Origin of the sequence: Spiroplasma citri (genome assembly GCF_001886855.1) — a bacterium.
In the GTDB taxonomy this organism is placed as follows: Bacteria; Bacillota_I; Bacilli_A; order Mycoplasmatales; family Mycoplasmataceae; genus Spiroplasma; species Spiroplasma citri.
In genome coordinates, this window is sequence record NZ_CP013197.1 from 449,828 (window position 1) to 473,848 (window position 24,021).

Annotated in this window: 21 protein-coding genes, 1 tRNA gene and 3 pseudogenes; 23 read left to right on the forward strand and 2 right to left on the reverse strand. The window is 27.8% G+C overall.

What is annotated here, in order from left to right:
• The first annotated feature begins 206 nt into the window (after nt 1-206).
• The 9 genes and pseudogenes from SCITRI_RS02405 to SCITRI_RS02445 all read left to right on the forward strand — a co-directional run bounded on the left by SCITRI_RS02405 (nt 207) and on the right by SCITRI_RS02445 (nt 11,507).
• Entirely contained in the window at nt 207-2,873 is a 2,667-nt protein-coding gene (locus tag SCITRI_RS02405; RefSeq protein ID WP_071937077.1) for a valine--tRNA ligase, read from the forward strand.
• Nucleotides 2,854-4,189: pseudogene (trmFO, locus tag SCITRI_RS02410) on the forward strand (methylenetetrahydrofolate--tRNA-(uracil(54)-C(5))-methyltransferase (FADH(2)-oxidizing) TrmFO). Before SCITRI_RS02405 ends, trmFO begins: the two are co-directional and overlap by 20 nt.
• A gap of 60 nt (nt 4,190-4,249) precedes the next feature.
• Nucleotides 4,250-5,668, forward strand: a complete 1,419-nt coding sequence (locus SCITRI_RS02415; RefSeq protein WP_071937078.1) for an NADP-dependent glyceraldehyde-3-phosphate dehydrogenase — start codon at nt 4,250-4,252, stop codon at nt 5,666-5,668.
• 59 nt (nt 5,669-5,727) lie between these two features.
• Nucleotides 5,728-6,066: a hypothetical protein gene (locus SCITRI_RS02420; protein ID WP_071937079.1), complete on the forward strand. Its 339-nt coding sequence runs from the start codon at nt 5,728-5,730 to the stop codon at nt 6,064-6,066.
• A gap of 31 nt (nt 6,067-6,097) precedes the next feature.
• Nucleotides 6,098-6,553, forward strand: a complete 456-nt coding sequence (locus tag SCITRI_RS02425) for a peroxiredoxin (RefSeq protein ID WP_071937080.1) — start codon at nt 6,098-6,100, stop codon at nt 6,551-6,553.
• A 142-nt stretch (nt 6,554-6,695) separates the two neighbouring features.
• A pseudogene (locus SCITRI_RS12415) lies at nt 6,696-7,387 on the forward strand (type 1 glutamine amidotransferase domain-containing protein).
• Nucleotides 7,365-8,292: pseudogene (locus SCITRI_RS12420) on the forward strand (NAD-dependent epimerase/dehydratase family protein). The pseudogenes SCITRI_RS12415 and SCITRI_RS12420 overlap by 23 nt, the downstream one beginning before the upstream one ends.
• A gap of 434 nt (nt 8,293-8,726) precedes the next feature.
• Complete coding sequence (locus SCITRI_RS02440) at nt 8,727-10,325, forward strand: MATE family efflux transporter (RefSeq protein WP_071937081.1); 1,599 nt, start codon at nt 8,727-8,729, stop codon at nt 10,323-10,325.
• A gap of 138 nt (nt 10,326-10,463) precedes the next feature.
• Nucleotides 10,464-11,507: a hypothetical protein gene (locus SCITRI_RS02445; protein ID WP_071937082.1), complete on the forward strand. Its 1,044-nt coding sequence runs from the start codon at nt 10,464-10,466 to the stop codon at nt 11,505-11,507.
• A 146-nt stretch (nt 11,508-11,653) separates the two neighbouring features.
• Here SCITRI_RS02445 and SCITRI_RS02450 read toward each other — a convergent pair whose 3' ends face one another.
• A complete protein-coding gene (locus tag SCITRI_RS02450; RefSeq protein WP_071937083.1) occupies nt 11,654-12,010 on the reverse strand; it encodes a hypothetical protein in 357 nt (118 codons plus the stop codon).
• A 139-nt stretch (nt 12,011-12,149) separates the two neighbouring features.
• Here SCITRI_RS02450 and thyA point away from each other — a divergent pair, with 139 nt between their 5' ends.
• The 9 genes from thyA (at nt 12,150) to SCITRI_RS02495 (ending at nt 19,697) form a co-directional block, all read left to right on the forward strand.
• Nucleotides 12,150-13,019 carry a thymidylate synthase gene (thyA, locus tag SCITRI_RS02455; RefSeq protein WP_071937084.1) on the forward strand — a complete coding sequence of 290 codons (870 nt, stop codon included), beginning with the start codon at nt 12,150-12,152 and terminating at the stop codon, nt 13,017-13,019.
• A complete protein-coding gene (locus SCITRI_RS02460; RefSeq protein ID WP_071937085.1) occupies nt 13,019-13,501 on the forward strand; it encodes a dihydrofolate reductase in 483 nt (160 codons plus the stop codon). Before thyA ends, SCITRI_RS02460 begins: the two co-directional genes overlap by 1 nt.
• Before the next feature lies 1 nt (nt 13,502).
• Nucleotides 13,503-14,288 (forward strand): lysophospholipid acyltransferase family protein, encoded by a 786-nt coding sequence (locus tag SCITRI_RS02465; RefSeq protein WP_071937086.1) that lies wholly within the window; start codon nt 13,503-13,505, stop codon nt 14,286-14,288.
• 25 nt (nt 14,289-14,313) lie between these two features.
• The gene (locus SCITRI_RS02470; protein WP_071937087.1) at nt 14,314-15,624 is read left to right on the forward strand and encodes a thymidine phosphorylase; all 1,311 of its coding nucleotides are present in this window, start codon (nt 14,314-14,316) and stop codon (nt 15,622-15,624) included.
• Nucleotides 15,625-15,724: 100 nt separating this feature from the next.
• Nucleotides 15,725-16,486, forward strand: coding sequence for a segregation and condensation protein A (locus SCITRI_RS02475; protein WP_071937088.1), 762 nt, complete (start codon nt 15,725-15,727; stop codon nt 16,484-16,486).
• Between the two features lie 5 nt (nt 16,487-16,491).
• Nucleotides 16,492-17,040 carry an SMC-Scp complex subunit ScpB gene (gene scpB / locus SCITRI_RS02480; protein WP_004028618.1) on the forward strand — a complete coding sequence of 183 codons (549 nt, stop codon included), beginning with the start codon at nt 16,492-16,494 and terminating at the stop codon, nt 17,038-17,040.
• Nucleotides 17,040-17,777, forward strand: coding sequence for a pseudouridine synthase (locus tag SCITRI_RS02485; protein WP_071937089.1), 738 nt, complete (start codon nt 17,040-17,042; stop codon nt 17,775-17,777). The genes scpB and SCITRI_RS02485 overlap by 1 nt, the downstream gene beginning before the upstream one ends.
• Nucleotides 17,778-17,792: 15 nt before the next feature.
• Entirely contained in the window at nt 17,793-18,401 is a 609-nt protein-coding gene (locus SCITRI_RS02490) for a deoxynucleoside kinase (RefSeq protein ID WP_004028620.1), read from the forward strand.
• A 102-nt stretch (nt 18,402-18,503) separates the two neighbouring features.
• On the forward strand, nt 18,504-19,697 hold the full coding sequence (locus SCITRI_RS02495; RefSeq protein WP_071937090.1) for an IS3 family transposase: 1,194 nt from the start codon (nt 18,504-18,506) through the stop codon (nt 19,695-19,697).
• 35 nt (nt 19,698-19,732) lie between these two features.
• Here the strand turns inward: SCITRI_RS02495 and SCITRI_RS02500 are convergent, their stop codons facing one another.
• Complete coding sequence (locus SCITRI_RS02500) at nt 19,733-20,296, reverse strand: inorganic diphosphatase (protein WP_071937091.1); 564 nt, start codon at nt 20,294-20,296, stop codon at nt 19,733-19,735.
• A 519-nt stretch (nt 20,297-20,815) separates the two neighbouring features.
• Between SCITRI_RS02500 and SCITRI_RS02505 the strand changes: the two genes are divergently transcribed.
• From SCITRI_RS02505 to SCITRI_RS02525, 5 genes are all read left to right on the forward strand, one after another.
• Nucleotides 20,816-21,202, forward strand: coding sequence for a hypothetical protein (locus SCITRI_RS02505; RefSeq protein ID WP_237238045.1), 387 nt, complete (start codon nt 20,816-20,818; stop codon nt 21,200-21,202).
• Nucleotides 21,203-21,290: 88 nt separating this feature from the next.
• Nucleotides 21,291-21,884, forward strand: coding sequence for a hypothetical protein (locus tag SCITRI_RS02510; protein ID WP_237238046.1), 594 nt, complete (start codon nt 21,291-21,293; stop codon nt 21,882-21,884).
• 369 nt (nt 21,885-22,253) lie between these two features.
• Nucleotides 22,254-22,958, forward strand: a complete 705-nt coding sequence (locus SCITRI_RS02515) for an ECF transporter S component (RefSeq protein ID WP_071937092.1) — start codon at nt 22,254-22,256, stop codon at nt 22,956-22,958.
• Between the two features lie 59 nt (nt 22,959-23,017).
• Nucleotides 23,018-23,094: transfer RNA gene (locus SCITRI_RS02520), tRNA-Arg, on the forward strand.
• Between the two features lie 116 nt (nt 23,095-23,210).
• On the forward strand, nt 23,211-23,969 hold the full coding sequence (locus SCITRI_RS02525; protein ID WP_071937093.1) for a DUF3196 family protein: 759 nt from the start codon (nt 23,211-23,213) through the stop codon (nt 23,967-23,969).
• Nucleotides 23,970-24,021 lie beyond the last annotated feature (52 nt).

Consider the following 24,021-nt stretch of genomic DNA (forward strand, 5'->3'; position numbering starts at 1 on the left):
AAAAGGATAGTTCAGAGAGTTAATTGTGGTGGTGTGAAATTAATCTATTGTTTTAATGAAGGTTGCTAAATATTTTAACTTGATATTTTAATTAAGGTAATAAGTGATACTTATTAAAAAAAGGATGGTACCGTAATTATTAGATAATAATTGCTCCTATTATTTTATTTAAATAATAGGAGTTTTTATTTAGAAAGGAAACAAAAATGAGAAAAGAATTAACAAAGAAATATGATCATATCTTGGTCGAAACAGGAAAATATCAATTTTGGAAGAAAAAAGGTTATTTTACCGCGGATGTTAAAAGTAAACAACCAAGTTTTAGTATTGTTATTCCACCCCCAAATGTGACAGGGAAATTGCATTTAGGTCATGCATGAGATACAACATTGCAAGACTTGATTATTCGTTATAAAAAATTACTAGGATTTGATACTTTATATTTACCAGGAATGGATCATGCGGGAATTGCTACCCAGGCAAAAGTAGAAGAACGTTTATGTGTAACAAAAAATATTTTACGACATGATTTAGGGCGAGAAAAGTTTATTGAACAAGTTTGAGCATGAAAGGAAGAGTATGCTGAAATTATTCGTGAGCAATGAGCTAAATTAGGTTTAGCATTAGATTATTCACGCGAACAATTTACGTTAAATAATAATTTATCAGCGGCAGTGCAAAAAGTTTTTATTGATTTATACCAAAAAGGATTAATTTATCGTGGTAAACGAATTATTTCATGAGATCCCGTGCAAAAAACCGCTTTATCAAATATTGAAGTTATTTATCAAGAACAACAAGGCAAAATGTATTACTTTAAATATTTTTTAGAGAATAGCACAAGTGAGTTTTTGACCATTGCAACAACGCGTCCAGAAACAATGTTTGCTGATCAATGTGTTGTTGTTAATCCAAATGATAATCGTTACCGCAAATATTGAAATAAAAAGGTAGTAAATCCCGCAAACGGTGAATTACTTCCTATTATTTGTGATGATTATGTTGAACAAGATTTTGAAACGGGAGCAATGAAATGTACACCAGCACATGATGCTAATGATTTTGAAATTGCTTTGCGTCATCATTTAGCGATGCCAATTTGTATGAACTTAGATGGAACAATGAACGAATTAGCTGGGAAATATCATAACCAAGATCGTTTTACTGCTCGTCAAAATTTAGTGCATGATTTAAATCAACAAAAGTTAATTGTTGAAATTAAAGTTCATTCTCACCAAGTTGGTTTTTCAGAACGAAGTGGTGCTATTGTTGAACCATATTTGTCAGACCAATGATTCGTTAAAATGGAATATTTTGCTGAAAAAATTATTAAATTTCAATCATCAACAAATAAAATTCAATTTTATCCACCTCGCTTTAATATAACATTAATTAATTGAATGAAAAATGTTCAAGATTGATGTATTTCACGGCAACTATGATGGGGACATCAAATTCCAGCATGATATTATAAAGATGATTCAACAAAAATTCATGTCGGTTTAACTCCACCAGATAATAGTAAAAATTGAATTCAAGATGCAGATGTTTTAGATACTTGATTTTCATCAGCATTATGGCCAATGACAAGTTTAGGGTGAAATTGAGATAAAAAATTATTTCAACACTATTTTCCAACTAATGTTTTGGTAACTGGTTATGATATTATTTTCTTTTGAGTTTCAAGAATGATGTTTGAATCATTAGAATTTACGAAGGAAAAACCATTTAATGATGTTTTAATTCATGGTTTAATTCGGGATGAAGAAGGACGAAAAATGAGTAAGTCATTAGGGAATGGGGTTGACCCGATGGATGTTATTAAAGAATATGGTGCAGATACATTACGTTATTTTTTAGTTACAAATAGTGCCCCAGGACAAGATTTACGTTTTTCGTTAGAAAAAGTTAATAGTGCTTGAAATTTTATTAATAAGTTATGAAATGCTGCTCGTTATGTTGAAATGAATTTAACAAATAATTTTAAACCATTGGTTAATTTTGAAATAGAAATTAAAAACTTATTATTAAACCATCAAGAAAATGCTATTGACCAATGAATTTTATCAGAATTAGCAAAAACAATTACTAAAGTACAAACTAATATGGAAAAATATGAATTTGTTTTAGTTGGAAAAGATTTGTATGATTTTGTATGAAATAAGCTTTGCTCATGATATATTGAATTAACAAAAGTTAATTTGCAAAGTAATAATGCAACAATTAAAATGGTATCAACTCAAACATTGTTTTATGTTTTAAAACAAATTTTAATTATGTTACATCCATTTATTCCATTTGTAACGGAAGAAATTTATCAAAAATTAAATTTAAAAGAATCAATTATGTTAGAAGTTTATCCAAAAATTAATTTTAATTATAATGTTGATTATTTAAATTTAGTAACAGAAATTGTTGCTGCAATCCGCGAATTGCGAAGCAATTATCAAATTAAAAAAGAACATATTATTGAAATTTGATTTGATCAAGCAAGTAGTAAGAATAACATTACTACAAATGTTATTTCATTAATTAATGAATTTATTTTAAAAATGGTTAATAGTAAAGTTATGGGTGTGCTTCACCAAAAAGATCAAAACCAAAAATATGTAACAATTCCATTAACGAATGTTATTTTAGAAGTTGGATTGAATGATATTGTTGATGAAACAATTGAGCACCAAAAAATCAATGCGGAATTAACTCGCCTAGAACAAGAGCTAAAACGAAGCAAAAACATTTTAAATAATCCAAATTTTTTAGCAAAGGCAAATGCTGAAAAGATTAAACTTGAAGAAGAAAAATATGCCCAATATTTAGAACAATATCAACAATTAAAAGGAAAAATAACAAATGACAATTCCAACAATTAACATTATTGGTGCTGGATTAGCGGGGGCCGATGCAGCTTATCAATTAGCGCGGAGACGTTTTAAGGTTAACTTGTATGAAACTAAACGGTTAATAAAAAATCCAGTACAAAAACAAAATTCATTTGCGGAATTGGTTTGTTCAAATTCGTTACGTAGTGAAAGTTTAACGAATGGTGTTGGGTTATTAAAACAATAAATGTTAGCATTTGATTCATTAATTATTAAAGCAGCGTATGCAAGTCGTGTTCCAGATGGTGGAGCATTAGCAGTTGATCGTCATCAGTTTTCAGAATATATTACAAAGTGATTAACAAATAATTCAAATGTAACTTTAATTGACCAAGATGTAACAACTATTGATGATAAGGCAATTACATTGATTGCTTCTGGACCATTAACAACATCAAAATTTCAAACTACCATTCAAGCATTATTGGGTCAAGAATATTTTTATTTTTATGATGCAGCAGCGCCAATTATTACAAAAGATAGTATTGATTTTACTAAAGTATATTATAAATCACGTTATGATCAAGGCGATAGCAAAGATTATATTAATTGTCCAATGAGTAAAGATGAATTTGAATTATGAGTTCAAGCATTAATTACAGCAGAAACAGTGACCTTACATGGATTTTAAAAAGAAATTTATTTTGAAGGGTGTATGCCAATTGAAATAATGGCAAAACGGGGTATTAAGTCATTATTGTTTGGACCATTAAAGCCAGTTGGCTTAGAAACCTCAAGTGGTAAACGCCCATATGCTGTGGTGCAATTACGTCAAGATGATGCAATTGATACTTTATATAATTTAGTTGGTTTTCAAACTAATCTAAAGTTTCCTGAACAACAACCGCCTTATTAGAATGATTCCAGGCTTAGCAAATGTTCAAATTGTTCGATATGGTGTTATTCATAAGAATAATTTTATTAATTCGCCAATTTTATTAAATCAATTTTTACAAGTAAAAAAACATCATAATATCTTTTTTGCTGGTCAAATTATGGATGTTGAGGGATATGTTGAATCAGCGGCCACAGGAATTATTAGTGCATTAAATATTACAAGATTTTTAAATAAGAAATCAATGTTAACATTTCCACCTGAAACAATGATGGGAGCATTAGTGAATTATATTGTTAATGCTTCAAAAACTAATTTTCAACCGATGAAAGCAAATTTTGGAATTATCCCTGCCTTTGAACAACATTTTAAAAGCAAAAATGAAAAATATTTAGCATATAGTGATCGTACATTAACAATATTAAAACATTTTATTGTAAACAATAATTTAAATGTGGAAAGTATCTTTTAATAATTTTAAAAAAGCATAAAATATAAGTAGAATAATGCAAACAGAAAAGAGGCGCTAAAAATGAATTTGGAATTAAATGCATTAATTAATGGTGAATTAATCAATAATGGGGATTGATTAGAAATAATTTCACCAATTAATAATAAGCCATATGGTCGTGTTCCAGCTCTAAAAGAAAAAGAAATAAATGAAGCTTTTAAGGGGGTTCGACATTCACAAAAAGCATGAGCAAAATTAACTTTATTTGAACGAATTAGTTATTTGCAAAAATGAGCAAAATTATTAGAAAGTCATAAAACAGAACTTGCGAAAATTATGGCCCATGAAGTTGGAAAAAGTTTAAAAGATGGTCAAATTGAAGTTGAACGTAGTATTGAATATATTGATTATACGATTGAAGAAGCAAAACGAGTTTTTCCAGAAACATTAACTGGTGATGGTTGAAATGTTAAAAATAAAATAGGTATTTTTTCTCGTGTTCCTAAAGGTGTTGTTTTAGCAATTTCACCATTTAATTATCCTGTCAATTTAAGTATTGCAAAAATTGCACCAAGCTTAGTTGTTGGTAATACTGTTGTTTTTAAGCCAGCAACAAATGGTAGTTTAACCGGATTATATATGGCAAAGTTAGCTTTTGAAGTTGGTTTTCCAAAAGGTGTTTTTAATGTTGTAACTGGTCGTGGACGTGATATTGGAGATTTATTAGTTTTAAATCCTGAAATTAATGTTATTTCATTTACTGGGTCAGTTGCCGTTGGGAATCATATTCGCAAATTAGGGCATGGAAAAGACTTAGTATTAGAATTAGGGGGAAAAGATCCAGTTTTAGTATTAAAAGATGCTGATTTAGCAAAAGCGGTAAAAGAAATTGTTGCTGGTGCTTATGCTTATTCTGGGCAACGTTGTACAGCAATTAAGCGAGTATTAGTAGATGAAACAATTGCTGCTGAATTAGTACAATTATTAAAAATAGAAGTTGGCAAGTTAGAAGTAGGTTCGCCATTAGATAATAAAGCAATTATTCCAGTTATTGATTTAAAAGCTGCAGATTTTGTGCAAGGTTTAATTGATGATGCTTTAGCAAAAAAAGCAACATTAGTACTTGGTAATCAACGAAAAGATAATTTACTTAGTGCAACTTTAATTGACCATGTTACGCCAGAAATGCGATTAGCATGAGAAGAACCATTTGGCCCAGTCTTACCAATTATTCGTTGCAAAAATGTTGAAGAAATGATTACTTTAGCAAATAAATCAAACTTTAAATTGCAGGCATGTATTTTTACAAAAGATATTAATGCAGCATTTAATATTGCTAATGAATTAGAAACAGGAACGGTTAACATTAATGGCCGTACTCAACGGGGGCCTGATTCATTCCCATTTTTAGGAATTCATGATTCTGGACAGGGAGTGCAAGGGATTCGTGAAACAATTAATTCAGTTACTCGTTTTAAAGGATTAGTAATTAATTATTAAAACTAATCTTTTTTTAGTTTTATGATATATTATACTTATAAGTAGGTAAAAGTAAAAAAATGGAAAATAAAGTGGAACAAATGTCTTTACGTGAAGAAAAAATTGAACAAACTTTGAATGAACTAATGTCAATAATTCAAGCAATTAATTTAGATATTAGTGAATTACAAGAACGAGCAAGTTTAAAAACGAATGCTGTTCTTGATTATTATGATACTATTGCTGAGCAAATTGCTAATATTGCAAAGGAAATCAATGATTTAAAATATAAGTTTGATATTACGGAAATTTCACTATATTTAATTTTTTTAGATTTAAAATTATCGTTTAATATTTTAAAAAATAAGTTAGAAGTAACAAAATATTTAATCCAACTTTTTTTCAAAGACAGTAATTAATTATTATTGTCTTTAATGGAGGTTATTAAAAATGGATTTAAAACAAGAGAAGTTTTTGTTTACAGATGGGGAAGAACATTTTATTACTGATTTTCAGCAAGGAAAGGGTTATATTTTTTATTTTTTTCCAAAAGCAGCAACACCAGGCTGTACTTTAGAAACAATTGCTTATAATCGTTATTATCAAAAGTTTTTAGCTGCTGGTTATAATGTTATTGGTATTAGCCGTGATAATTTAAAAAAACAAACTAAGTTTCAAAATGATAATAATGTTAGTTTCCCCATGTTATGTGATATTGATTCTAAATTATGTGAAATGTTTAGTGTCTTAAAAGAAAAGAAAATGTTTAATAATGTTTATTTTGGAATTGAACGAAGTACCTTTTTGTTAGACAATGATTTTAAGTTTATTCAAGAATGACGAAAAGTTAAACCAGTTGAGCATATTAAAACAGTGTTGTTAGCCGTAACGGAAACCAATTTATAAATAATAAATATTGTATAGTTTCATTTCATGTAGTTGGCACGAAAAATTTTTATTATTTGTATAATTATACAACTGAAATTGGAAAACTATAATGTTTTTTAACCAAGATAAGTGAAATAATGTATAAGAAGAGAACAAAATAATGAAGAAAATTTTAATTGTAGAAACTAATACAAGTAGATATAAAAATACCAATGAACCTACTGGTTTGTGATTGGGTGAAAGCGCAGAATTTGTTGATGAATTACAAAAACATGGAATTAAATATGATTTTGTGAGTCCAAACGGTGGTTTAGTACCCCTTGATCCTCGAAGCATGAAATACATGGATGAAGCGATTTGAAATGTATATGAAGACAAAGATTTTTTACAAAGGGGCACTCAAAACACATTAAAACCCAACGAAATAAAACCAAATGAATATAGTGCAATTTACTATACCGGTGGGCATGGTGTAATGTGAGATTTTCCAGACAATAGTGAAATTCAAGCAATAGCTAGACAAATTTATATGAATAATGGTTATTTAGTTTCAGTGTGCCATGGAATTGCTGGTTTATTAAATCTAAAAGATGATTAGGAAACTATATAATTGCTGGTAAAAAAATCACTGGTTTTACTACCTCAGAAGAAATTTTAGCGGGAAAGAAAAAACAAGTACCGTTTTTAAATCAAAAAATTGCAAAAAGTCGTGATGCCATTTGACATAAGAAACGTTTTTATAAAGATTATGCCTTGATTGACATAATTACAGGACAAAATCCATTTTCTGTGCGATCAGTTGCAAAACCACTTATTAGGGAACTAAATAATGCAAACAATCTTGGAAAGTAATGGACAAATTGGTCATGAATTGGCAAAGGAACTATATAACAACTATACAAAAGAAATTAGATTGGTAAGTAGAAAACCTGTCAAGATAAATGAAACAGACCAAATTATAGTAGTGGATTTGATGAATTACAATCCCACTCTTAATGCAATTGCAGGAAGCGAAATAGTTTATTTTACTGTTGGTTTACCAATGAATGCAAAGTTAATGGAAGAACAGTTTCCGGTTATTATACAAAATGTGCTTAAAGCTTGTACAGTAAATAATACAAAACTAGTATTTTTGATAATACTTATATGTATCCCAAAACTACTAAAACACAGTTTGAGGACACACCGTTTGAGCCCAAAGGGAAAAAATCAATTTTGCGAGCGCAATTAACTAATATGGTTTTAGCAGCGATGGATAAAAAAAGAAATTGATATCGTTATATGTCGTGCCCCGGAATTTTATGGACCTGGACACACGCAGAGTATTACTAATTCTATGGTGTTTGAAAATATTAAACGCCATAAAAAAATTAAAATTCGAATAACAGTAAAAACGTTACGAACTTTAATTTGAGCGCCCGATGCAAACAAAGCGATGGCTTTAATTGGTAATACAAAAGATGCATATAACCAAACTTGACATTTGCCCTGCGATCGAAGTTTAACATATAAACAAATTTTAGAAATTGCCAATGAAGTTACGAATAGAAAACTACATTATTCAATAATTTAAGGAGTGGCAATTTAAATTTGTAAGTCACTTTAACAGCCAAGTTAAAGAACTTTTGGAAATGTTACCACGTTATAAAGTTGATAATTTATTTAACTCAGATAAATTCAAAACATGTTTTCCACAATTTAAAATTACCCCTTTTGAAGAAGGGATAAAAAATATTTTATTACCAATTACAAATTAAATTTTAAACCACAAAATCTTTTTTGTGGTTTTATTTTTACTAAAATATTTTTCCATGATGCAAGAGGCTATCTTTCATTTTGAAGTTAAAGAATTGTCTAAAATTGCGTTATATAAACTTGCATACAAAAACCTTATTTTGGAACAAAAGGATATAGTGAAATTGTCTTTCGCAATATGTTATCGATGCGAATGGTAAAGGTTAATTTGTATTTTTGCTGTTGCAGAATATAAATATTCATGGTTTAATTAGAATAACTTAAAAAACAAAGCCTTGTTAATGCTTTTATACCAAAAAGCATTAAATTTATGGCTCTTAAACAAATACTTACTTTATTTCAACTACTAAAATAAGCCTTTCCTTTTGACCTAGCATTTTGGCTAAAAATATGATAAAATGATAGATAAATAGTATTGTAAAGGGGAACGAAGATAGTGAACAAAACCATTTTTTCAAAAAACGAGATTAAGTTACGTTATGACAATTTATGAAAAACAATTTTTATTTTTTCTTTACCAACTGTCCTTGTGATGGCAATGACAGCATTATATCCAATCCTTGATAAATTTATTGCCTTAACATTTGTTACACCAAATGTTTTTCATCATCAACCATATTTGGATTGAAATAAAGAACATATTTCAATTAATAATGGTGAATTAACATATGAATCAGCAAAAATTTTTGTTAATTTATCAACCCATTTTGCAATGCAAATTTATAACTTATTATTTGCTTTTGCAATTTTATTTGCGATTGGAACATCAATTACATTTGCCATTAAATCTGGGCAAAGTAATAAACAACAAACACAATCTTTAGCAGGAAATGCTTTAACAATTACCGTTTTATTTTCAATTGTTGCAGCTTTTTTTGTTTTTTGTTTAGTTTTTCCACAATGAGATAATATTATGATTTTAATTCAATTAAGTAAAAAAGGAACATGAATTGTACAAGATTTAACTTGGCATTATGTTTTTCCAATGTTACTTTCTAGTCCTTTAATGTTTGTTAGTTATTTATTATTAACATTATTACGAACAGATGGGAAAAGCCATGCTGCAATTTACATTACAATTGGAGCAATTGCAATTAATGTTTTATTTTCAATTATTTTTGTAAAATATGGTCGAATGTTATTAGAAGGAACAATGTTAGGAACAATTATTGCATGAATTTTTATTATTATTGTTTCATTATTTTGTATTTATTACAATAAGAATTCTTATTTACGATTTCATTGGCGTGATCTTTTTTATTTACATAAAACAACAATTAAAGAAATTTTTCGGTTAGGTTTTTCATCTTTTATTAATAATTTAGGTGCTGTTTTAGTTTCAATTTTATCATCAGCAATTATTTCATCGTTGCCAGGACAATTTGCTCAGCGGCAACAATATGGTTTAGCATCTTTCCAATTATTTAATAGTGCGGTAAGTCCCTGAATTGCCTTCTTTACCGCAATTGCGTTAGAAATTGCACAAGGGATGAAAACAATTATTGGTTATAACTATGGAGCAAAAAAATATTTACGAATGTATCAGACTTGTTGATATGGATTAGCAATTATTAGTGGTTGATTATTTTTTACTCTATTATTATTTATTGCTATTGGCCCACAATTGTTAATGGATTTTGCTTTTCCTTCTGATTTAGTTGATGAATATCGATGAATAGCAGTTCTAATGTTAATGAGTTATCCTTTTGCTGCCATTTCATTTTTAGGTGTTTCGTTATTTCAAGGAATGAATAATGCACGGAAAGCAGCATTATGTTCTTCGTTTCGTGCCTTTATTGTGTTACCAATTTTAATGTTATGTGGATATTTCTTAGCACATGGATTATCGGACGGCACAGACCAGAGTAATATTTATTATTTTATATTATTAGGGTTAAATGATTTAATTTCAGCTATTGTTGTGGGCATTATTTTATATTTCTTTTGATATAAACATCGTCATCATATTTTTAATGAAGTTGATGAAAAAGATCAAGAATATTTACAAAGCAAAAAACAACAAACAAGCTATTAAAATTAAATAAAATAATAATTGATTATATACCTTTCCAATAATTATGACAATGGTTTCATTTAATTTTAGTTAAATATATGGTATAATTCATTTATAAGCAAAGTGGATAATAGGGAATATTGATATGGAGGGTATCGCATGAATAATAATTATCCAAAATTTAATGGAGGAAACGAAAATTATTTTAATTCGTTTGAAAATAATAATGGTTTTGGCAATGATAATTTATTAAACCAAAATTCGCCAGTAACATCATTAACAAAACCAATTAGAGTTTCTGATAATGCAAATGATTTTAAAACAAAAACTAATCCACCCTTTAATTCTTCTTATATTTCAAAAGCTTTAGAAATTAATGGGACGGAAGTTAAACCGCAGCATAATAAACCAATTTATCAACCATTTGTTATGCCTATTATGGCTAACCCAATGAATGCGATGGGAATGGGAGCATATAATCCAATGATGATGGGTTATCCGCAAATGTTTCCTTACCCAATGATGCCACAATTTCCAATGATGATGGGTTATCCGCAAATGTCACAATATCCCGGAATGTTAACTTATCCTCCAATGGCAGGGCCAGAAGTAGAACAACAATTACAAGGAATGCAACAACAATCTGCTAGTCAAGGTTCTAATTTTAATAAAAAACAGTATGCTCAAGATCCAGACCGTCATTTTGCAATTATGAATCCAGATTTAATGAAACAACAACAACAACAACAAGGCATTAATAGCGATTTTGATGAAAGTTTTGATGATACATTTAATGAGGGGCCTCCTTTTGGGGCAAACCATGATTTTAATCAAACAAATGAATTTGGTGGTGGTAATTTTGCTGGTCAAAATGATTTTGGCCAAGGAAATACAAATTTTGGACCAACACCAGATTTTAATGCAGCACCAAGTTTTAGTTCATCACCTGATTTTGTTCCATCAGATGGTTTTAATAATAGCAATGTTTTGGGCAAAATTGATTCAACAAAAATGCTATTTCAATATGATGAAGAAACAACCAAGCGAAAATTACCAGTTTGAGCAATAGTTTTAATTGTTGTGTTATTAGTTTTAGTTTTAGCAGTTATAACAATTGTAATGTTGTATTTTAATTTAGAAGCAGTTCATAATTTAATTAATGGTTGATTTGGGCTTGAAATACCATTTAATCCATGGTTTTAAAATGTTATTTAATAACATTTTTTTATTTATGTTAATAAAATAAAAAAAATCTAGACAAGGGTTAAAATCTAGATTTTTAACTATTATTTAAAATTTGAAAGGTTTTTTATTTGAAAAAATTATTTTGTTATTTTTAGGCCGTTAATTTATTTTGCTTGTATTGTCCTATTAAAATCTTGTGGTGGTAATGTACTATTTTTGATTTTTAAAAACCAAACAACAAAACCCAAAATTACTAAAATATTATTTTTATTAGGTTTTTTAAAACGATTAATTTTTTTAATAATTTGTTTATCATATTGACAATTATTATCTTTTTCTTCTAATGTAACTTCAGTTTCATCAATAGCATTTTGTTGATGAATTGAATTGCTTAAAATATATGCATAATCAAATTCGGTTTCATTTTCATATTTACTACGTAGAGGATTAAATGTGCCAGGAATAAATAAACTTAATGAAAACTTAATTTTTTTAATTATTTTTTTTAAAAATTTATTCATTGCTGTTCACCTCTTGTAATTGGTAATATGATAACATAAAAAAATAATCTTGTTAAGATTTTTTTTATTTTTTCAGATGATTTTATTTTTAAATAAGGTAAGATTTAAGTATATGAAAATAGAAAATAGGGTGAAAATGATGGAACAATATCTCAAAATGGCTCGTTTTATTTTGGAACACGGTCAAGAAAAAGATGATCGAACAAATACCGGAACAATTTCTTATTTTGGTTATCAAATGCGTTTTAATTTAAGCGAAGGTTTTCCAATTTTAACAACAAAAAAAATTCATTTTAAATCAATAGTTTATGAATTATTATGATTTATTAAAGGCGATACTAATATTAAATATTTAGTGGATCATGATGTTCGAATTTGAAATGAATGACCATATAAGAACTATCAAGCATCATCAAAATATAATAATGAAACATTAGCTGAATTTGTTGAAAAAATTAAAACTGATGCAAATTTTGCTGCTGAATTTGGTGATTTAGGACCGGTATATGGGAAACAATGACGAAATTTTAATGGGGTGGATCAGTTAGCAAAATTATTAGAAAATTTAAAAAAGAATCCATATTCACGTCGCCATATTATTAGTGCTTGAAATCCAGCAGAAGTTGATGAGATGGCTTTGCCACCTTGTCATACTTTAATTCAGTTTTATGTTTCAAAAGATAATAAATTAAGTTGTCAATTATATCAACGTAGTGCGGATGTTTTTTTAGGAGTTCCTTTTAATATTGCAAGTTATGCTTTATTAACCCATTTAATTGCTCAGGTTGTTGGCTTAGATGCTGGGGATTTTGTCCATACTTTAGGCGACTGTCATATTTATAAAAATCATCTTAGTCAAATTAAAGAACAATTAAGACGTTCTCTAGGGAAATTACCAACCTTGAAGTTAAATCAAACTATTTCTTCGTTATTTGATTTTAAATTTGAGGATATTATGCTTGAAAATTATGATCCAGCCCCATTAATTAAGGGGACTGTCGCAGTATAATGATTAAGTTATTATGAGCAATGGATGAAAATAATTTAATTGGTCAAAATGACCAATTACCATGACATTTAAGAGAAGAATTACAGCATTTTAAAGAAACAACATTAGGGCAAACAATTTTATTTGGTCGGTTGACTTATGAAGGAATTGGACGACCATTACCAAAACGAAAAACATTAGTTTTAACAAGACATCTTGATTATCAAATTAAGCATCCAGATGTGGAAGTAGTAACTGATTTAACAGCAATTATTAATTTTTATCATCAAAATCCAACGGAAGATATTTATATTTGTGGGGGAAAAAAAATTTATGAGGCAACATTACCATATGCTGATGAATTAATTATTAGTCTTATTAAAGGAAAATACCAAGGCGATACTTATTTTCCTTCGTTTGATTTAAACCAATTTACTTTAATTAAATTAAACGAATATCAACAATTTGTAATAAAATATTATAAGAGAAAGGAACAAAGTTAAAATGTTAAATATTTGAAAAATTATTATGACATGACCACGATTTTTAGGAACAATTACTAAAGCAAGAAGTATTAGCAAAAAAATTAAAAGAGATCCAAATATTGTTTCAGAAGAATATCGTTATCATTGATTGCAAAAACGAACACGTTATATTTTATGAGTACACGATGTTAAAATAATTGTTCATGATTGTGATAATTGAATTGATAAAGGTTGTTTAATGATTGCCAATCATCAATCGAATGTTGACCCGGCAATATTATTTGCTTTAAATGATTTTAATAAAACTGCACCTTGTGCATTTATTGCTAAAAAAGAATTGCAAAATAACCGAACATTTCGGAATTTTTTAACATTAATTGATGTTTTATTTTTAGATCGTGAAAACCCTCGTCAGGCATTAGAAGTTATTAAAGAGGCAAATGATTTAATCCGTGTACCGCGAACAATGGTTGTTTTTCCAGAAGGAACTCGGAGTCGAAGTCAAGAAATGGGAGAATTTCATGCTGGAAGTTTTAAAATTGCCCAGAAAGCACATGTCTCAATTATTCCTGTTTCAATTGTTAACTCTTATCCAATTTTTAATAAAGAATTTAAAAAAAGAGGGAAAAAGTATGTTCATGTTGTGTTTCACAAGCCAATTAAGCCAGATACGTTTATGACCAAATCAACTGAGTTAATTGCAAATAATGTTAAACAAATTATTCAAAAAGGAATCGACCAATATCAAGATGTTGATCACAAAAAAGCTTATGAAGAATATAAAACTTCATTAAAGAAAAAATAACTTAAAAAAAAGAAGGTATCGAATAGTGAATATTTTAGAATTAATTGATAAAAAGAAAAATGGACAAGAGTTATCACGAGAAGAAATTAACTTTATTGTTAAAGGATATACAACGGGGATTATTACGGATTATCAAATGTCAGCTTTTTTAATGGCAATTTATTTTCAATCAATGTCAGTTACAGAAATTTCGTTTTTAACTGAAGCAATGGTTAATTCAGGGGAAGTATATGATTTAACGGGGATTCCTGGTTTTAAAGTTGATAAGCATTCTTCTGGTGGAGTTGGTGATAAGGTTAGTTTAATTTATGCGCCTTTAGTTGCTGCCTTTGGTTTAAAAGTAGCAAAAATGTCAGGGCGGGGGTTAGGCCAAACAGGAGGAACAATTGATAAGTTGGAAAGTATTCCTGGTTTTAAAGTTGAACTTTCTTTTCATGAATTTAAAGATGTTATTAATAAAACAAATTTATCAATTATGGCTCAATCTGATAATCTTGTTCCAGCTGATAAAAAGATTTATGCTTTACGCGATGTGACAGCAACAGTTGATTCATTACCATTAGTGGCGGCAAGTATTATGTGTAAAAAAATTGCAACTGGTAGTGATGGAATTGTGTTGGATGTTAAATGTGGTAATGGTGCTTTTATGAAAACAATATCTGATGCACGAAAATTAGCACAAATTATGGTTGAACTTGGGATTAAATTTAATAAAAAAATTGCTGCTGAAATTACTAATATGACGCAACCACTAGGTCGTACCATCGGCAATGCAATTGAAATTTATGAAGCGTTACAAACATTGCAAGGAAAAGGACCTGATGATTTGACTTACATTGTATGTGAAGCGGCAGCCTTAAGTTTATGTCAAGCAGGGCTTTTTAACGATTTAGCAACAGCAGTTAAAACTTGTGAAGAAAAATTACAAACTGAAGAGCCATTAAATTACTTCCGTGCTTTTGTTAAAAAGCAAGGTGGAGATTTAAGTTTTATTGATAATAATTTAACTTTAAAAGAGGTATTAAAAGTAAAAAATGTAATTGAAATTAAAGCAAACCAAGCTGGTTTTATGGAAATTATTGATACTAATGAGTTGGGATTATTAGCTGTTCGTTTAGGAGCTGGACGTAATACAAAAAATGAAGCAATTGATTATCATGCTGGTATTTATTTAAATAAAAAAACTGGTGAAAAAGTTGCAAAAGATGATGTTGTGATGACTTTATATACTAGTCGCTATGTTACTGCTCCAGTCTATGATTGAGCACAACGAACTTTTCGAATTGTTTCAACAAAACCACCACAAGAAGAATTAGTTTATGAAATAATTCAATAAAAGTGATGCATTAAGTTAATCACTTTTATTATTTTAATGTCTTTAATTTTTTTAAAATAGCGGTATTATTAACTAAGAAAATAAACATGGGAGAGAAAGAATGTTACATTTACCACGCTATGAAGTAAAACTTGATAATTTTTCAGGACCATTAGATTTGTTATTGCATTTAATTAAAGAAAAGGAAATGAATCTTTTTGAAATTAAGTTAACAGAAATTACTGATCAATTTTTAGCGTATATTAGGGAAATTGAACAATTGAATATTGAAATTGCATCGGAATATTTAACAATGGCAAGTTATTTAGTTGAGACAAAAACAAAGTTAGTGTTGCCAAAAGAACAGGTTGAAATTGATGATAATTATGAAAAAGATGCTCGCGATGAAATAATTAATCGTTTGCTAGAATATAAAAAAATTAAAGAAGTTAGTCAATATTTTAAAGATCAACATCAAGAGGGAATTCGTTATTTATCAAAACCACGAACAATTATTAAAGGAAATTCAATTAAAGAAGAAGATTTACCATTATCACCAAAAATTAATATTGATAAATTAACGAATAGTTTTTTAAAAATGTTAGAACGAATTAATGCGGCAAAACCATTAGAATCAAATGTTGTTATTACTGAAGTTTCTCCAGAAGAAATGGCTGAACGAATCATGATGTTATTAGCACAAGATGATAAAGAATGAACATTAGAAGAATTACTAGGTAATTTTACTTTATCATTACAAGCTTTTGTTGCTTGTTTTATTGCTTTGTTAGATTTATCTCGACACCAAAAAATTGAAATTGAGCAATACCAGCATTTAGAAGCAATTTACATTAGACCATATTTACAGAAAGAGGGGAATTAAATTTGATGAATTTAAATGAAAAAATGGCTGTTTTAGAAGGGCTATTATTTATTAGTGGCGATGAAGGAATTAATTTAAAAGAAATTGCTCATATTCTTGAAATTTCTGTTCCTGAGTGTGAAGAGGTTTTAACAAAATTAAAAGCAGAATATCAAACTAGTAATAATCGTGGATTAACAATAACATCTTTTGCTGATAAATATCGTTTAGCAACAAAGCAAGAATATTATCAATTTTATTTAAAATTAGCTAATAATAAAATAGAAGCACGGTTATCACAAGCAGCATTAGAAACATTAGCAATTATTGCATACCGTGGACCAATTAGTAAGCCAGAAATTGAAGAGTTACGAGGAGTTAATTCTGACAGTGTTATTAACAAATTACGAGCACGTGATTTGATTGATGAAGCAGGTAAAAGTGACTTGCCAGGAAAGCCAATGACATATCATATTACTGAGGAATTTTTAAAAGTTTTTAATTTAACTTCATTAGCAGATTTACCACAAATTAAAGAAACTGTTGTAGAAAAAGAGCAGGATTTATTTAAGTAATGGAACGCTTACAAAAAGTTATTGCAGCAAAAGGTTATTGCTCACGACGAAAAGCAGAAGAACTAATTATTCAAGGAAGAGTTAAAGTTAATAATGTTGTGGTAACAACATTGGGCACTAAAGTTGGCAAAAATGATCAAATAAATAATCAAATTCTTATGAATGAAAATTCAAATAAAATTTATTTAATGCTGAACAAACGACGGAATTGTGTTTCAACGATGTATGATCCGCAACATCGCAAAACAGTTTTAACTTATGTTAAAGGTATTTCAGAACGAATTTATCCGGTAGGTCGCTTAGACTATGATACTAGTGGTCTTTTACTATTGACTAATGATGGAGAATTTACTAATATTATTACACACCCAAGTCATATTATTAATAAGACATATCATGTTTTACTTTCTGGTTATCTTTCAAAACAACAATTACAACAATTAGCAACAGGAATTGAAATTGAGCCAGGAATTATAAGAAGCCAAGCACAAGCAAAATTAGTAAAATATGAAGAAGTAAAAAATGTTTTGATTCTTTTATTAACTATTCATGAAGTCAGAAAACATCAAGTTAAAAAAATGATACAATCATTAGGGCATGAAGTTATTAAATTAAAACGAATTGCAATTGGTTTTTTACAATTAGATGAAACATTAAAGCCTGGTGAATGACGTTATTTAAAGCCCAAAGAAATTAAACGTTTTTTTGGAATAGCATCACACTTAAAAACAAAATAAAGGAGAGAAAAAACAATGCGGATTACATTAGCAGGAGTTGTTGGAGTTGGAAAATCAACTGTTAGTAAGCTATTGGGAAAAAAGCATCATTATATGGTAATGGATGAGCCAGTTGAGGAGAATCCATATTTAGATCAGTATTATGCTGATCCAAAAGATATGGCTTTTAAAATGCAAGTATATATGGTAATGGCGCGTAGTAAACAATTAAAACAAGCAAAAATAACATCTAATATTATTTTTGACCGTAGTATTTTAGAAGACCCAATTTTTGTTGATGTTTTATATGAGTTAGGATATATGAATACAACAGATTATAAAGTTTATAAAGAATTTTATGATGTTGTTGTTTTACAAAGTTTATATTTAGATGAAAACATTAAACCAGAATTAGTTGTTTATTTACGAGTTGATCCAGAGATAGCAATGGAACGAATTACCAAAAGAGGCCGCGCTAGTGAACAAAATATTGGCAGCGCTTATTGAACATTATTAAACCGAAAATATGAGGAATGATATGAACGCTCAAAAGATAAGTTTAATTTTTTAGTTATTGATGCCAATCATAAAACACCAGAAGAAATTGTTGCCATAATTTCAGAAAAATTAATTGAAAAGAAATAATATAAAAAAACTAGTGTTAATGAACATCTAAAATAAAATTGACAGAAAAAAGAGACAAACATTTTCTATTATATAATTTTATTGAAAGGATGTTCTTTTCTTATGGCAAAACAATGAAACAAAAATGAAAAACTAGAAATTTTAACATTTGCTGAGTTAAATGGCATTAGACTAACAGTTCAAAAATATAACATAGCCAAATCTACTATCCATAGATGACGTGTAGACGCACAAAACAATTTTGATAACCTAGAATGAGGTCGTGGATCTCAAAGTAAACAAAAGACAAAAAGAAGAATTAGTATTTCAACAATTGACTCAAATGATGTCAAAAAAATGTCACGTTCTGAATTAGAAGATATTGCTAAATTACATTTTGCATTAAAAAAGTATGAGGCGAAGACTATTAAAGAAAAGTTCTTCGCCGTAAATAAATTATCAACAGACTATTCTGTTGATTTTTTATGTAGAAAATTAGGTATTACTAGACAAGGTTATTACTTATGGATTAAACAAGGAAAACCTATGTATAAAAACTATAATTTTGTTTTAGCAGAAATAATACTTGAAATATTTAATAAATTTAAAGGTATTTATGGGTACCCAATGATTACGATTTTGTTAGAAAAATATAAAAATATCAAAGTTAATAAATGAGTAGTCTATCGCTATATGAAAATATTAAAAATTAAGTCTATTCGGAAGAAAATAAAACCGAATTATTTTAAATCAGGTCCTCTAAGATTCCCAAATATCTTAAAACGAGATTTTGTTACATCTGAACCAAACAAAAAATGAGTGACAGATATTACATATTTACCTATTAAGAATGGAATGGTATATTTATCAATTGTTCGTGACTTACTCAATGGTGAAATAATAGATTGAAAATTATCAAATCATGCTGATGCTAATTTGAGTTTTAAGAATTTAGTATCAGCTTGAAATTATGCAGGACGTCCCAAAAAATTAATTATTCATTCAGATCAAGGCTATGCATATACATCCCCGCAATGAAAAGAATTGTGTGAAAAAATGGGAATTATTATTTCGATGTCTCGCCGTGGTAATTCACCAGATAATGGTGCTTGTGAAACTTGATTCAGTTTATTTAAAAATGAATGTTTTTTCTTATATAAACGAAACAGCCTTAATTTTAGTAATATTATGAACATTGTTTCAAATTATGTTGATTTCTATAATTTTGTCAGACCTAGAGTTAAACAAAGAAAAACTCTATTCGAACAACGAATGGAGTTTCAAAATAAAAATGTCTCTTTTTTCTGTCAATTTTAATTGGCATTGTCATTAACACTAGTTTTTTTATATGTTTAAATTTGCCCTAATCCTTTTTCTTTTCAAATTTTCATCACAGCATCTTTTCCTTTTGTTTCTAAAATATCTTTGTATTCTAAATAACGTTCTTGGCATTCTTTAATTTCTTTTAAAGCTTGGTCTAATCCACTTCAACCATTAATTTTAACTTCTTTTTTTTGTAATGTTTTATATTGTAAAAAGAAAGTTTCAATTTCATTTCGTATTGCTAATGGAACATCTTCTAAAGTTTGAATATGATTAAAACGAGGATCATCTCCCATAACAGCCATTAATTTTGTGTCAATTTCACCGTTATCAATCATATTAATTGTTCCTAAAATACGAACATTAATTTGACAGCCAGGAATTGTTGGATAAGTGCTTAATGAGATTACATCAAGGGGGTCGCCATCTCAATCTAATGTATTTTCAATAAAACCATATTCTCCTGGATAAAAATTAGCACCATATAAAACACGATCTAAAACGATTCGTCCTGTTTTAAGATCGTATTCATATTTATGACCAGACCCCTTAGGGATTTCAACGATAATTGGTAAAACATTATTTTTACTCATTATTTTTCTTCCTTTCATTAATTTCCTAATTATTAATATAGCATAGAAAGGCAAATAATGTTATGCCTTTTTAATCCTTTTCATTTTTTTGTAGTAATATTAAACAGAATTATTGTGTTATATTCGGGAAAATAAAAGATAATTATTATTTTTATGCCAATTATAAATTTAAATAAAGTAAGAATTATATTATATACTAACACATTTTTAATAAAACTATTAAATTATTTTTATTTATTTTAAAAAAATGAAAAATTTTGGTAATTTGCTCAATTTAGGTATACAATGAAAGTAAGAAAGAAGGCTATGAAGAAACAAATAAAATTGTATTAAAAAATGTATCAAATTACCAACTTATCAAACTTATAAAAAATAAAAAATTGATAAATTAGGAGGCCAATTACTATGAATACATTAAAATACATTACATTAGTAGGACTTGCAACAACACCTGCTGTGACTGCAACTTAATTACCAATCTTAGAAACCAATAGCAATATTGCTATTTCATCAAATAGTTTGTTACAAGATGCGGCCACTATTGAACAAAAAGCTGCGAAAGCTATTGCTAATCAACTTCGTATGGAACCAGCAGATGGATCATCATTAAAAGAAGGACAAAAATTAAATGAAGCAAAAGAAGTAATTTTCAAACACATTGATGGAGTTAAAATTGATTCCATCGCTTCAATTGAAAATGACCTGGATGCTAGAGAAATTACTAATGCTATTATGAACATCACTGTTGGCAATATAGAAATTCCAAATGGAGATACTAAACTTTTAAAAGCTGGATATCAAAAAATAACAATTAATCTAAAAATTAATGAAACAAATAATATTATGTCTATAATCTTAGTTAATGTTAAAGCATTTGAAGTTTTAATAAACAGTAAAAATAATTAGAATAAAATTAATGCTAAAATTGCTTCATATAAATTGTATGAAGCAATTTATTTAATTATTAAAAAAGAAAAAGGAGATCAATTAAATTATGTGTAAATTAATTAAATGCCTTACATTAGCAGGATTTTTAACTGGACCTATTGTTACAACGACTTCATTACCAAGTTTCAATTCAAATCAAGAAGTTTTTAAAGATTTCAATTATGATTGTGGATTAGAAGCAATTGCTTTAACTTATATTAAAGAAGCAGTTAGTGAAATTGAATCAGTTGATGGATCAAGTTTACATGCCGGACAAAGTTACGATACTGCTTTTCAATTATTATGAGTTGCAATTGAACAATCAAAAATTAAAGCAATAGAAAAAGCAAACAATATTGGTGATAAAAAAGTTAGAGAAGAAATTATTACATTAATAAACAGCTTAAAAGATAATGGTGATGCAAAAATCATTGAAAAAACTGCTGTTTTAAGAACAGGAAATAATGAAATCTTAATGGATTTATACCTTGGTTCTGCAAAAGATACAGTACACATTATATTATATAGTGTTCAATTGTCACAAGACCCTGATACATTTTTGGTTCAAGTTCTTAATAAAGGAATGGCTTATGGTTCAGAATTGAGAGCAAAACAAAAATTAGAAGCCGGCATTACCTTACTTATGAAGCTTTATTGATAGCAATAAAAAAGATGCAATAGAGGCAATAACAAACAGAGAAGATATTAAAAATATTAAAATTAAAGAAAAACTTGTTAATTTAGTAAAAGAGTTATCTAGTGAAAACTTAACAATTGCAAAAACTAATAAAACTAAAATTTTAATTGAAGGATTTAATAGCATTATAGTTACTATAAATTTTCCTAAAAATGAATACAATGCAACAATCAAACTAGGAAATGTTAAACCTGAAACAGAATAAATTGTTGGATATAAAATGCTTTGTATATAATTTATACAAAGCATTTTATATCCAACCTAATAATTTTTATAGTTAGTTTTTACTTTGCTATATTTTAAAAATAATTTATAATTAAATAAGGTGATAATATGCAGACAAAAATAAAAGATTTATTTTACTTAGATACAAAAAGAGTTGTTGCAATGGCAATTGTGATTGCTTTATATGTTTTATTGTCATGATTAAGTAAAATAATGAATTTGACAGTTTTTCCAGTTGCTTCGTTTTTGAAAATTGAATTAACTGATTTTTTAATGTTATTAGCTCTTCGTTTGTTTGGTATTATTTATGCTACTTTTTTAACTATTAGTGTTAGTTGGTTAAGAATTGTTTACTTAGCTGATACTCCAATTGCTGTATTTGCTTTAATGTTATCTGATTTAATCTTTTTATTAGTTTTTTGATTAGGTGATAACTTTTTCCGAAAAGGAATTAATCGCTTGTTTAAAAATAATTTTTCAAAAAAAACTGATTATTTAATTACAACAATAAATGTTGGATTAGCAACAATTACTGTTTCATTTGTAATGGCATTATTTAATTGATTATTTATTTATGATATGTATGCTCATTTTTTAAATCTTTCCCGCGAAATAGTACAAGGATTTAAAAGTATTTTAGTACCAATAATTATTCCTTTTAATTTATTGAAATTTACAATTAATAGTATTGTTTTTATCTTAATTTATCGCGCAGTAATTCACCTGCAAAAGCAATTTATAATAATAAAACCAAGAAAAGAAGTAACAGAAGCATTACATGATTATAATATTATTGATGAAATTTATTTTTAAAAAAGCAAACTTATTTTCTTGAAAATATTCTTTAATTTATGTTATTATTTCTATGGTATGCCCACGTAGCTCAGTAGGAGAGAGCATGCGCCTTCTAAGCGTAGGGTCGGGAGTTCGAATCTCTCCGTGGGCGCCATTTTTTAAATTGTAATTAAATTAAAAACCTTATTTAATCATTTAAATAAGGTTTTATTTTTTTAAAATTGTTATAATAATATAAATGATTATTTTTTTCTAAGGAGGATTTATTAAATGCAAACACCATTGAATTATTATGATGAATTAATTGATGAGATTAAAAAATTAATTAGCAATTATGACTATAATGGTGCCTTTGTTAAAATTAATGATGAATTAATGATGCCTTATATTCCTCAACAAGTTGAAACAGTATTGAGAAGATTATTACAAGAAGTTAATGAAAAAATGCAAGAGCAAAAACCAAGAGAAACAACAGTTTGAACATTAGCAAAAATTAGTGATATTTTAGCAAATCCAGCTGATGAAGAAACACAATTATTAGCTTTTCAATATTTAAAAGACCAAAATTTACGACAAATTTTACCAGTAATTTGTAAATATTTTTTGAATAAAAAAGTAACTGATTTTGCAAAGATTTATTTATTATATTTATTAAAAAAACAAGAAATTACAGAAATCTTTGAAGTGAAAAAAACAAATGGCACTTTTCACTTGAATCCAAGCCAAATAATACCATATAAAGAAAATGAACAAGTTAAGACCATAATGAAATTATTAGACCAATGAGTTTATAATGATAATCCTAGTTTATATCATACTTGCTTATATTTGCTAGAAACATACTATTATAATTTATATCCTTATTTTTTAGAAAATAATGAAGAAAAAGCACTAACTGTAGCTATTATATATCAAGGTCATCGGATGTATGGTGAGCAAATAGTAGTCCAAGATTTGGTAGAACAATTTAAAGTCCAAGTTGAAATAGTAAAAAAATATCTTCCTTACTTAGATCAAGAAGGATTATAAAATAAATTATTATTTAGAAATAAGTCATAAAAGCAAAATAAATTGGGAAAAA